Raw genomic sequence first — 11786 nt, forward strand, 5'->3', positions numbered from 1 at the left:
GTTCCCTAGTAGCCGGCACCGCCAAACGATTGCGGTGAAGGGCTTATAATCACCACTTGCTTGTTACGGATCGTCGCGACCGCCAACCCGTGTTCCGTCGTGCCGTTGGGTCTGAGGCGGAATACGCCGCTTGCGCCGCGAAAGCCTGCGCCCTGTGTAAGACGTGAAGCCGTTAAAGCGTCACTTTTACCGGATTTTGCCAACGCGCCCACGGCTGCGATACCGTCAAACGCCAGTCCGGCGATCGGGTTGGGTGTGCTGCCATATGCTGCTGAATAGCGTTGCGCGAACGCTGAGCTTGCACCTGGGTCAGGTAGTGCGAACCACCCCCCCTGTACCCCTGGCAAAGCCAACGTCTGCGGAGGTATGTCCCAGCGTGTAAGGCCGATATACTGGGTCGTTGCGACAGAGACTCCGGCTTGTGGAAGCATTTCCGCGAAAAGCGGCAGGGCGCTGGCCGATGACGTGGTCAGAAAGACTGCATTGGCTCCGTTTGCATCTACCGCAGCCTTAACCCGTGGTACCGCAGCAATAACGGCTTCTTGGCTTAGCGCATAGTCGACCGTGCCTGCGGAAGTAGCGCCATTCGCAGCTATGGCATTGAGGATAGCGTCGCGTCCCAGTTGGCCTGCCAGGTCCTGACCGTGAAGAACCAGTATCCTGTCTTTTCCAGCCGATTTCGCATAGCGGACCAATCGGTCGGCAGTGTCGTCGAAACCATGACCCAACACAAAGACGTTGCCGCCGGCGATGCTCGAGTTGTTCGAGAAGGACAGTACGTTGACCCCCTGTGCCGCAACCGCGTTACCCGCGGCATTTGCAGCCTCGCCATAAAGCGGTCCGAGAATGATTTGGGCACCGTCGGTTACGGCCTGCGAGGCGGCTGTGCCGGCTAGGGCTGCATTGCCGGCAGTACCGTATACCCGCAAGTCGATCTGGACACCGCCCAGATCACGGATGGCAAGCCGCGCCGCGTTTTCGAGCTCTTGAGCGAGCTGGTTGTCAGCCGCCGATCCGCCCCGTGGAATGAGCAAGGCAACCGGGATGGGTTTGCTTGTATCAACTTTGGGGCCTTTTACGCCCCCCATGTTGGTTGCGATGACCGGCTCGCAGGCGGTCAGGGCCAGCGCAACAAAGGGCAAGATCAAAAGCCGCATCGGCTTGCGAAGAACTTCAAAAACAGCAATCATAACAGCGTCACTCCAAAATGTGGCGGGTCGGAGGCGATGACCCATGAATATATGCACCGATCATAGAGGGTGCGAAAGGCGGGTCCAGCTTGAATTACCAAAAGATACCCCTCGCGGCAGGGCTTTATTTTGTCGGGGTACCTATCGGCACCGCCCGAGACATCACTCTGCGCGCTTTAGATGTACTGGCATCCGCTGAAGTATTGGCCGCGGAAGATACGCGCAGCTTGCGTAAACTACTGGATATTCACGGCGTCCCTCTTGGTGGGCGTACAATCGTGGCTCTGCATGATCACTCGGGGAAAAACGCGCAAGATCGGCTTTTGAAAGCAATTGGCGATGGGCAATCTGTTGCCTATGCGTCGGAAGCCGGCATGCCGCTGATCGCCGATCCGGGCTTTGAGCTGTCAAGAGCGGTCACAGATGCGGGGCTGATGCTTACATGTGCGCCCGGCCCTTCTGCCGTACTGACAGCGCTTGCTTTGGGTGGATTGCCAACGGATGCGTTTTTCTTCGCAGGGTTTCTACCGAACGCAAAAGGAGCACGATTGGCTGCTTTGCAAAAGCTGAAGGATATAGCCGGAACGCTGGTTTTCTACGAATCACCCAAACGTGTCGGGGCAATGTTGCGCGATGCCGCACAGGCGTTGGGAAAAGAGCGCCCGGCGGCTGTGTGTCGTGAGCTGACTAAGAAATTCGAGGAAATTCGACGCGGGTCACTGGCCGAGTTGCGCGATGAGTACGCCGAAAAAACGCCCAAAGGCGAGATCGTGGTGTTGATTGATCGTGGTCGTTTACCGACAATTAGCGAACATGACCTAACGTCTGATCTTGAGACTGCACTGAGCACGATGTCGATGCGAGATGCAGTTGATATGGTCGCACAGGCGCATGATGTGCCGCGCAGGCAGGTATATCAAATGGCGCTGAAGCTGGGAAAGGGAGACACAACTTGACCGTCAGTTCCGCAGTACAGGACAGAACCGCGCGGGGTTGCGTATCATATCACGCGGGTCGCGCAGCGGAGCTAACCGTTTCGCGGAATTATCTGCGGCGTGGGTTTGCATTGGCCCACGAAAGGTGGCGGGGTAGATCCGGCGAGATCGACCTGATCATGCGCGATGAAGTCGGGATCGTATTTGTTGAGGTCAAGAAAAGTCGGAGCTTTGAGCAGGCCGCGCAGCGATTAACCCCCAGGCAGATGCAACGCATTCGCAATTCTGCCGAAGAATATGTCGGTCACGGGCCACACGGCAGCCTGACTCACATGCGGTTCGACGTAGCGTTAGTCGACCATTCCGGCGAAGTTCAAATCCTCGAAAACGCCTTTTAAACATGCTTGGGCCATTGCACCTTGTGCATCTCTGCGCCATCTAAAGATGAACAGCACGGAGACCCGTCATGAAAATTGCCTTTCAAATGGACCCGATCGGGGCCGTAAACATAAACGCGGACAGTAGTTTCCGATTGGCAGAAGAGGCGCAGGCGCGCGGGCATTCGCTATTTTATTATACACCTGATCACCTGGCCTATCAGGAAGGGCGCATTACCGCTCGCGGGCATGATCTGACGGTCCAGCGTGTTCAGGGCGACCATGCAACGCTTGGTCCGGAACGCGAAGTTGATCTAGCCGATTTCGATGTGGTGTGGCTGCGGCAGGACCCGCCTTTTGATATGCACTACATCACGTCGACGCATCTGCTTGATCGGTTGAAGCAAACAACCCTGGTGGTGAATGACCCCTTCTGGGTCCGCAACTATCCGGAAAAACTGTTGGTGCTGGATTTCCCTGACTTGATCCCCCCGACAACGATCGCGCGTGATATTGACACGATAAAGGCATTCAAGGCCAAGCATGGGGATGTGATACTCAAGCCTCTTTATGGAAATGGTGGGGCCGGTGTTTTTCGTCTGGACGGCAATGACCGGAACCTGGGTGCGTTGCACGAGCTTTTCACCGGCTTTTCGCGCGAACCATTGATCATACAGAAGTTTCTGCCCGCTGTGTCAAAGGGTGACAAGCGCGTTATCCTTGTCGATGGCAAAGCTGTCGGTGCTATCAACCGCGTTCCGGCTGAGGGTGAAACACGATCCAACATGCATGTTGGGGGGCGACCCGAGAAAATTGGCCTGACCGACCGTGATCTTGAGATTTGTGCTGCAATCGGGCCCCGGTTAAAGGAAAAAGGCCAGATATTTGTTGGTATCGATGTGATCGGTGATTACCTGACGGAGATCAACGTGACGTCCCCCACCGGCATCCAGGAACTGGAACGTTTTGACGAAACCAATATCGCCGCACAGATTTGGGAAGCAATCGAGGCCCGTCGCACCTGAGGTGACGAACCGGCAGAGCATCGCCTTTGGATCATCCGACGGTACCATGCGGCAAGCGGAAGCTGAGCGCTTCGGCCACGTGGGGTTTGCGTATGCCGTCCGAGTTGTCCAGATCCGCGATTGTCCGAGCCACCCTTAAAACGCGGTGATACCCGCGTGCCGACAGATGAAACCGTGCCGCGGCATGGAGAAGCAACGCGCGCCCTTCGGAATCCGGTGTTGCGATTTCTTCCAGTAGGGTGCCGTCGGCATCTGCGTTTTGCGTCATCTCTGGAAATGCCTGGAAACGGCAAGCCTGCATTTCGACGGCCAGCGCAACCCGTGCGGCGACCGTCGCCGATGTTTCCCCTCCGTCATGAAGATCGAGATCGGTATAAGCAACCGGAGGGATGTCCACCCGCATGTCGAACCGGTCGATGAGTGGACCAGATATGCGCCCCATATAATCTTCGCCACATTTTGGTGCTTTGCTACACGAACGTGCAGGGTCATTCAGGTGCCCGCATTTGCAAGGATTGGCCGCACCCACCAGCATGATTTTACAAGGGTATTTTACATGGGCGTTGGCCCGCGCGACCGTCACTTCGCCGGATTCCAAGGGTTGCCGGAGGGTTTCCAGGACAGTGCGGGGAAATTCGGGAAGCTCGTCCATGAATAAAACCCCGTTATGGGCAAGGCTTACTTCGCCCGGCTTTGCGTGCCGGCCCCCGCCGATGATAGCGACCATCGACGCGGTGTGATGTGGTTCGCGAAACGGTCGATGTCGCGAGATACCGCCTTCGTCAATAAGCCCCGCCAAAGAATGGATCATCGACGTGCTAAGCGCCTCGCGCGGGGATAGAGGTGGCAAAATGGTCGGCAGGCGTGCTGCAAGCATAGACTTGCCCGAACCGGGGGTGCCCACAAACATAAGGTGATGACGCCCTGCCGCAGCGATTTCCAGGGCACGTTTTCCCCGTTCTTGTCCTTTGACCTCTTGCAGATCCTTTTGGGAAGCGCAGGATGGTGCTTCGCCCGGGGTCGCGGCTGCGAGAGGGGTTTGCCCGGAACAATGGTGTACGACATCACGTAAACAACCCGCAGCAATTACCTGTGTGTTGCCGACCCAAGCAGCTTCGGCACCGCAAGCCGCGGGGCATAACAGCCCTTTATGATGTTCTGCGGCAGTCATCGCTGCGGGGAGCGCCCCCAATACTGGTGTCAACGTGCCGTCCAGAGAAAGTTCGCCCAACGCCACAAATGTCTGCACGACGTCACGAGGCAGAACGTCGATGGCGGCCAACAATGACAGGGCGATCGGAAGGTCAAAATGGCTGCCTTCCTTGGGGAGGTCGGCCGGGCTTAGATTGATGATAATACGTTTGCTGGGAAGAGCGATGGTCATTGACGACAATGCCGCGCGTACGCGGTCGCGTGCTTCGGAAACTGCTTTGTCGGGCAACCCGACGATAGAAAATGACGGTAACCCCGCTGAAACCGCGCATTGTACTTCCACAAGCCGCGCATCGACCCCATGAAACGCAACAGTGTAAGCACGAGAAACCATGGAAAGCCTTTGTTGGGACGGATGGTTAAGGCGTAGGTTCAGGGTGTTTAAGAACCGTTAATTTTTCAGCGTACTGTCGGATTTGAGTTTATTTGGCAAAATGAAATCAGGGGATGGCAGTTGGGGCACCGACGCGCGTGGCGATGGCGTGGGATCGGGAGCGGCGTGAAAAGGCGGCGCGAATGTGGATCGTTGAATCGGTATCAAGGAGTGTGATTGATGCGCAGAACGCTCCATGAGCCGTCGGAAACGCGAATTTCCGTCGTGGACAGGTTGTCTATCTTGTAGGCCATCGCGGCGTGGGCATCGACCCCCAGTGCCCTTTGGATTTGCGTCAGGATCGTGCCGAAATGGGCCACGGCAATGATATGGGTATCGGGGTGTCGGGCGTTTATTCTGTCGACTGCCGCGTTGATCCTAGACGCTGCTTGGTTCCAGCTTTCGCCATCAGGGGCGACAACGTCGCCTGGGGTTGTCCAATAGGCGCGGCTTAGATCGGGGTGGCTGATTGAAATCTCGCTGGCGCGCATCCCGTCCCAATACCCGAAATTGAGCTCGCGCAAGTCCGCCTCGTGGGCGAGGCGGGTACGCGTAGGTAAAGCGAGGACATCAGCAGTGGTGACAGCGCGGCCCAGATCCGACGAGAGTAGGTATGCATTGGCGGGGAGGTGTTGCGTCAATCGATCAATCTGTGCGGTATCTGACAGATCGGCAGGGACATCCCGCCATCCCACAAATGTTTTTTCGTGGGTCGGGCCATGGCGCACCCAATGCCAGATTGTCATGATCGTTATCCTTCGGGTCTATTGAGATCAGCGGATAGTTTAGCCGTTTCGTCCCAATGTCAAACTGCCTGTGCGTCTACTCCTTTACGCAGGGAAACCGCCCACCGGGGCGACTGGCGTGGGATTTTTTTGACGATTTTTTGCGATCGTAATGAACTAATTGGTTAGCGCGGGCGTTTTAGAGGAAAGGCGCGTTTCGAGGCGTCAAATCATCAGGGGGTGATAGTATGGCGCTTACACACGCACGCGAATATTCTTTAACACGGACTGCAATGAAAGCAGAGCTTTTGGACGCCGAGACCGAACTGAGGTTGGCCTATGCTTGGCGTGATCAACGTGATGAAGATGCATTGCATCGTTTGATAACGGCATATATGCGGCTTGCCATTTCGATGGCTGGCAAGTTCAAACGCTATGGTGCCCCGATGAATGACCTTATCCAGGAAGCGGGATTGGGTCTTATGAAGGCAGCGGACAAGTTTGATCCGGACCGGGGCGTGCGGTTTTCGACCTACGCGGTGTGGTGGATCAAGGCGAGCATCCAAGATCATGTCATGCGCAACTGGTCCATGGTACGAACCGGATCTACGTCGTCTCAGAAATCGCTATTTTTCAACATGAAGAGAGTTCAGGCGAGATTGGAGCGCGAAGCTCAGGTTGCGGGCCACACGTTGGACCGGCACCAGTTGCGGCAAATGATTTCGACTGAAATCGGCGTACCCATGCAGGATGTGGAGATGATGGAGGGGCGGCTTTCCGGTTCGGATTACTCCTTGAATGCGACGCAATCCGCCGAAGACGAGGGCCGCGAGTGGATCGACGCCTTGATTGACGATAACGCTCAGGCTGCCGAGCAAGTTGAGGAAAGTCACGACACGGTGACGCTGCGCAACTGGCTTTTAGACGCAATGCAAGCCTTGAACGAACGTGAACAATTCATTGTTCGGGAGCGCAAGTTACGCGACCAGCCCCGCACCTTGGAAAGTCTGGGAGCGGAGCTCAGTTTATCGAAAGAAAGAGTACGCCAGCTTGAAGCAGCTGCATTCGGCAAGATGCGCAAGACGCTGGAAACCCATTCTGCTGAAGTGAGGCAGTTCCTGATGTAGTCTGATTGCGCGGCGCGGCTATCGGATACGACATTGCGCCGTTCCCAGGTGTTCGGGGAAAGCGATTGCCGCAGACCGCAGTTATTGTTCTGTTTTATTGGTGGGTAAGTATTGAGGATGTACCTGGCTTGGGTGCATCCTTTTCCCGTTTGCCGGCTCGGGTTCCAGCCCTTGTTTGTGTCGATATCCCGAAGGGCAAGCCATGGCTGCTGGTGATCGTTTAGGTATATAGAAATTACGGTTGACTAGGCGTTGAGCTCGCCACACATCGGGGGTCGCTAAAAATGTGCGGTTTTGAAACGTGCAGTGTACTTTTGTTGTTAATTTGATGGCTAAATTATCTATAACGTATCAAGGTTCGCAAAACGAGAAAACGCGCGGGCAAGGGGAGATAAGGCATTGGGCATGATGGAGAAGTCAAATACAGTGATGAAAGCGCTCGGAGGCTCCGGTCAGCCGGTGGCGGCGCAGTTGGCTGTAGACGATGTCAGTCTAATCGATTTTGCGAAAAAAGCAGGCAAAAATATCTTCTCGGTAATTCCTGATGCAACGAGGACGCAAAAGTATCTGAAGGGCCCCGCGAATATTCACTATGTTTGCGATCCGGAAATGGTCACCGAACTTTTGGCAGGGGTGGGGCGGCGGTTCCCGAAATCCCAATTCACCCGAAACGTCATTGGCGCTGCGGTGGGTAACGGGATGATCTTGGCAGAGGGCGAACAGTGGCGGGCGCAAAGACACCGGTATGCCCCGCTGTTTGCGGCCCGTAACCTGCCGGTGCTGACCAGCCATTTTGCAGCGACCGGAGAAGAACTCGCCAGCTTCTTTGCGCGCGCTGAGGGTGAAGTCGATGTTGCGGACTCCACGCAGGAAGCGACTTTGGCAAACATCTCAAGGGTAATGTTTTCTGGCAGTGAGACAGTGTCGAAACAGGATATTCGCCAAGGGATGCGTAGTTTCACCGACTATATCAGCTATATGTCGCTATTCGATCTGATGGGGTTGCCGTCGTGGTTGCCTCGCCTGAAATGGCTCAGAAGCAAAAAGTCCATCACCGACCTTAGGCAGCTTACCCGCGAAGTTATCGCCAATCGGCAGGCGCAACGACATGCCGAACCCGAAGATTTTCTGGATTTGCTTATCGAAGCTCTTGAAAGCGATCAGGAAGATGTCGAAACCACGGTCGATAACTTGCTGACGTTTGTTGCCGCCGGCTATGAAACATCTGCAAATACGGTGGCTTGGGCGCTTTATCTGTTGGCAATGCATCCCGAGGTACAGGAAACGTTGAGAGATGAAGTGAAACAAGCTTGTCCAACGGGGCCGATTACCTTTGAAACGCTTTCAAAAATGCCGCGACTTAAGGCGCATGTTCTTGAAACATTACGCCTGTACCCCGCTGGTGCGCTCTTTGCACGCGATGCGACCGATCAAACCGAAATCAAAGGCGTAACCTTTAAAAAAGGCGACGTTATCATGTTTCCAGTCTATTCCTTACATCGTAATGAATTGCTGTGGGAACAAGCAAGTCAGTATAAACCTGAGAGGTTTCTCGACCAAAAGTACTCGCGCGGTCAATTCATTCCGTTCGGGGACGGGCCACGCATTTGCATCGGTGCACAATATGCAGAAACCGAAATTATGGTTCTTCTAGGGTCTGCATTGAGGCGGGCGTCATTCTCGATGAGCGACCACCCAGTTGCGCCGCCAAACCTGACATTCACGATGCGCCCCGGCGGCCCGCTTATCCTGAAATCGACACCGGTTTAACTGGCAGATTGAAGCCGCCAGATCGTATGGCGTCAAGTGAAGCCCCCCTGGCGACGCAGGCGATTAACAGCCATGACAATAGCCAAATATCGCCATTTTACCGCCCCAAATACTGAATAGTTCTTACCAAATCAGGGTAATCGAACAGCCATTGGGTTGGCTGTTGCCGGGTTGCGTCTGACGGTTTCGGATGTGCTATCAAGGGGAGAGCCAATCATGTCCAGAGAAGTGACTATCAAGGGGCGATACCTTGAAAGTGCTGATCAACTGTTTGAGTGCGCCTGTCTTGCAGAAAAGGTGCCTGGGCCAGATGGTTCTTCAACCGACCGGCTGCAAAAAGGCGGCATCTATTATACCGCGATGGCGGTCGGTGGTTATTTCAAATTCAGAAAACATCAAGTAGAGGTCAGAATGATATGCCCCGCCGCCAGGATAATAGAAAGCAAGGAGACTGACGGTGCCATGCGACTTTGGCGTCACCGCCTGCATATTAAACCGATGAACGGCGGCGCAGTGTGGGTTGATCGGATCATTATTGATGCCGGGATATTTACTCCAATATTGGCGAGATACGCTAAATTTATATATAAAAAACGGCACAAGCGTCGAAACGTAATTGCAGTAGAGACTTTTGTTTCCAGATCATATCGAGCTATCAAACCGGGCCTGCCTACTTTTCAGGCTGCGGACTAACTTCGGCTAATTGTGCCCAATGATTGTTTCGATCCCTGTGAACACCCTGACAGTACGCCGCAATACCTTTAGCCCTAAAGTTGACCTGCGACATACATTACAGCTGCTTGTATGTGATCGCCGCTGATGTTCAGTTTGGGCCCTACGGGCAGTGCGCTAAGGCCCAAACGGTTCATCCATCGTTGAAAAGCTGCGGGAACGATGCCGATGACATGGGTCGCGCCCTGTTCTGTTGCTGCGGTGGCCATGGCCTTTATTAACTTAGTCTGAATAATCAGCCGACGTTCGGCAGGTTCGTTCCTGGTGACGAAAAGACGGGTAGCTTCCCAGACATGGGCCGCCACCGGTGCCGGTTCGTAAAGAATATATTCCGGAATATTCGGAAGTAAGCTGCGCTGGGCGTCCTTAAGCATATAGGAATAACAACCACATTGCGCAGTTGTCGGCAAAAGCCTAACGCCCGCCAGGACCCGGCCGTATTCATGTATCACAACAGATCGGCTTTGCGGGGTATCGTACTGATCGAACTCCATGCCGTCTGTTTGCGGCAGGTCCCAACCCTTTTGGTCGATAAAGACCGTTTTTCGAGCCCGAAGAAAATCCACATAAAGCTGGCCGTAGCGATGTTGATTTTCCACACACACCACTGTTTCTTCAATTCTCGCGGCAAACGTCGGGCGGTTTTGCACTGCCTTTTGTTCACCCGCACGCTTCGCATCTGCTATGCCAATTTCAACGGATTGTTGTTCGGAGGCTTTTACTGCGTGAAAACCCATCTTTTATTGCCTGTTTTTTGCGATTATGCGACATATTGTAAACGTTAACAGTATCTATACAGCCTTTTTTTTGACACTTTGGTACAGTAAAATTCCATTTAGAGTTGAACCATGGCTAAATTGTAACACTGCACCGCCGCTACGCGGCCGATAGGATACCCACAGATGGAAGCTAAGGGAAAGGATATTGAACAAAATGGCATTGAGTTGTCTAACGATATCCATTCGCGCATCAAACGTCTGAAAGACTATGCCCACGTTGGGCAGAAATTGTCGTTGCAGCGAACCATAATCTATTCGCTGTCGGTTTTTCTGGCCGGGTTTTACTATGATCCAACCGTTGCGATGCTATTCTTTGTCGCCATCATCGCGTGGGAAATATATGATGTCCTGCTATTGCGTTACATCGTGCGGACGGCGCGTGACCAATCGATCAACATCCGCAAAGCTACATTTCACGTAGCTTTGGCAACGGCATTAAGCGCGGCCACGATTGCGCTTTTCTGCGTGGCTATTGCCATTCAGCAAGGTGTCGGCGGCAACCACTTTCTTCCACTATTCCTGTTGGTTTCGGCGTCCATTTTCGCAGCCATGAACAACCACCAGTTTCTTCCAATTTTAGGGCTCAGGCTTTTTATCTATGTTGTCGCTATCCTGTATATTCCTATCCGCGACGTGTGGATTGTGCGGCCGCCGATAACGTCTGAAATATGGCTCAATCTATTTACTGTACTTTTCGTTGTGGGGTTCATTCTAGAGCTGGCACGCAGCTTTTTGATCGGGTACTCATCCCTTCTCAAAAGCAGGCTCGCACTGGAAATTGAACATAAACATGCCTTGGCTGCGAGCGAAGCCAAGACCCGTTTTCTTGCCACGGTCAGTCATGAATTACGTACCCCGCTTACTTCGATAAAGGGTGCGCTGGATATCATAAACTCTGGTAATTCCGGGGAAATCCCCGAAAAGATGGCGCGCCTGTTGGAAATGGCCGGAAGGAACAGCAATCGGTTGAACGACCTCGTCGTCGATCTTCTGTTGCTCCAGTCATCGGATGCCGGGAAATTTTCGCTTGATATGACCAGGATCGATCTGGGAAATGTGGTGAATGATGCCGTGACGTCATTCCATGCATATGCCCAAACCACTGGTGTGGTGGTGGTATGCGATATTAATCCCCATCAGTTCTACATCGTGGGTGACAAGAAACGGTTGGATCAGGTGGTTACCAATTTACTATCGAATGCCGCCAAGTTTTCCAATTCGAACGATGATATTCATGTAAAACTTGTGCGTGATGGCGACGACGTTGTGCTTTCCGTCCAGGATAACGGCATAGGCATCCCTGAAAATAGCGAAACCAAGGTATTCGAAGAATTCGGGCAGATTGATTCCAGTGACCAGCGCCGCTTTCAGGGTACCGGACTGGGGCTCGCCGTTTCAAAACGGATTGTCGAGGCGCATGGCGGAACTATCTATTATGAAAGCACGCTGGGGGTCGGATCAACGTTTTACGTGCGATTGAAATCTGCGATCCCGGATCACGAAGGTAATTCGAGCGCGATCACATTACCTTAAACTGCCCC

11 protein-coding genes are annotated in these 11786 nt (G+C 53.8%); 7 read left to right on the forward strand and 4 right to left on the reverse strand.

The genetic code is table 11. The features are described from left to right. Nucleotides 1-5: 5 nt before the first annotated feature. Nucleotides 6-1190, reverse strand: coding sequence for a penicillin-binding protein activator (locus tag AC13DE_RS15180; RefSeq protein ID WP_483048303.1), 1185 nt, complete (start codon nucleotides 1188-1190; stop codon nucleotides 6-8). 89 nt (nucleotides 1191-1279) lie between these two features. Between AC13DE_RS15180 and rsmI the strand changes: the two genes are divergently transcribed. The 3 genes from rsmI (at nucleotide 1280) to gshB (ending at nucleotide 3527) form a co-directional block, all read left to right on the forward strand. Continuing rightward, nucleotides 1280-2146, forward strand: coding sequence for a 16S rRNA (cytidine(1402)-2'-O)-methyltransferase (gene rsmI / locus AC13DE_RS15185; protein WP_483048304.1), 867 nt, complete (start codon nucleotides 1280-1282; stop codon nucleotides 2144-2146). Next, entirely contained in the window at nucleotides 2143-2523 is a 381-nt protein-coding gene (locus AC13DE_RS15190) for a YraN family protein (protein ID WP_446295275.1), read from the forward strand. The genes rsmI and AC13DE_RS15190 overlap by 4 nt, the downstream gene beginning before the upstream one ends. A gap of 68 nt (nucleotides 2524-2591) precedes the next feature. Next, the gene (gene gshB, locus AC13DE_RS15195; RefSeq protein ID WP_483048305.1) at nucleotides 2592-3527 is read left to right on the forward strand and encodes a glutathione synthase; all 936 of its coding nucleotides are present in this window, start codon (nucleotides 2592-2594) and stop codon (nucleotides 3525-3527) included. A 31-nt stretch (nucleotides 3528-3558) separates the two neighbouring features. Here the strand turns inward: gshB and AC13DE_RS15200 are convergent, their stop codons facing one another. Both AC13DE_RS15200 and AC13DE_RS15205 read right to left on the reverse strand, forming a co-directional pair. Then, nucleotides 3559-5073 carry a YifB family Mg chelatase-like AAA ATPase gene (locus AC13DE_RS15200; RefSeq protein ID WP_483048306.1) on the reverse strand — a complete coding sequence of 505 codons (1515 nt, stop codon included), beginning with the start codon at nucleotides 5071-5073 and terminating at the stop codon, nucleotides 3559-3561. Between the two features lie 203 nt (nucleotides 5074-5276). Next, nucleotides 5277-5858: a histidine phosphatase family protein gene (locus AC13DE_RS15205; protein WP_483048307.1), complete on the reverse strand. Its 582-nt coding sequence runs from the start codon at nucleotides 5856-5858 to the stop codon at nucleotides 5277-5279. A gap of 227 nt (nucleotides 5859-6085) precedes the next feature. On the opposite strand from AC13DE_RS15205, the gene AC13DE_RS15210 reads away from it, so the two are divergent. The 3 genes from AC13DE_RS15210 (at nucleotide 6086) to AC13DE_RS15220 (ending at nucleotide 9427) form a co-directional block, all read left to right on the forward strand. Then, a complete protein-coding gene (locus tag AC13DE_RS15210) occupies nucleotides 6086-6964 on the forward strand; it encodes an RNA polymerase factor sigma-32 (protein ID WP_483048308.1) in 879 nt (292 codons plus the stop codon). A 405-nt stretch (nucleotides 6965-7369) separates the two neighbouring features. Further along, a complete protein-coding gene (locus AC13DE_RS15215; protein WP_446296074.1) occupies nucleotides 7370-8734 on the forward strand; it encodes a cytochrome P450 in 1365 nt (454 codons plus the stop codon). 216 nt (nucleotides 8735-8950) lie between these two features. Beyond that, complete coding sequence (locus AC13DE_RS15220) at nucleotides 8951-9427, forward strand: hypothetical protein (RefSeq protein WP_483048309.1); 477 nt, start codon at nucleotides 8951-8953, stop codon at nucleotides 9425-9427. Between the two features lie 74 nt (nucleotides 9428-9501). On the opposite strand, the gene AC13DE_RS15225 is transcribed toward AC13DE_RS15220, so the two are convergent. Next, nucleotides 9502-10203 (reverse strand): acyl-homoserine-lactone synthase, encoded by a 702-nt coding sequence (locus AC13DE_RS15225; protein ID WP_483048310.1) that lies wholly within the window; start codon nucleotides 10201-10203, stop codon nucleotides 9502-9504. Nucleotides 10204-10368: 165 nt separating this feature from the next. Here AC13DE_RS15225 and AC13DE_RS15230 point away from each other — a divergent pair, with 165 nt between their 5' ends. Beyond that, complete coding sequence (locus tag AC13DE_RS15230) at nucleotides 10369-11778, forward strand: sensor histidine kinase (protein WP_483048311.1); 1410 nt, start codon at nucleotides 10369-10371, stop codon at nucleotides 11776-11778. Nucleotides 11779-11786: the final 8 nt, after the last annotated feature.

It is taken from the genome of Sulfitobacter sp. L-8 (genome assembly GCF_056859255.1).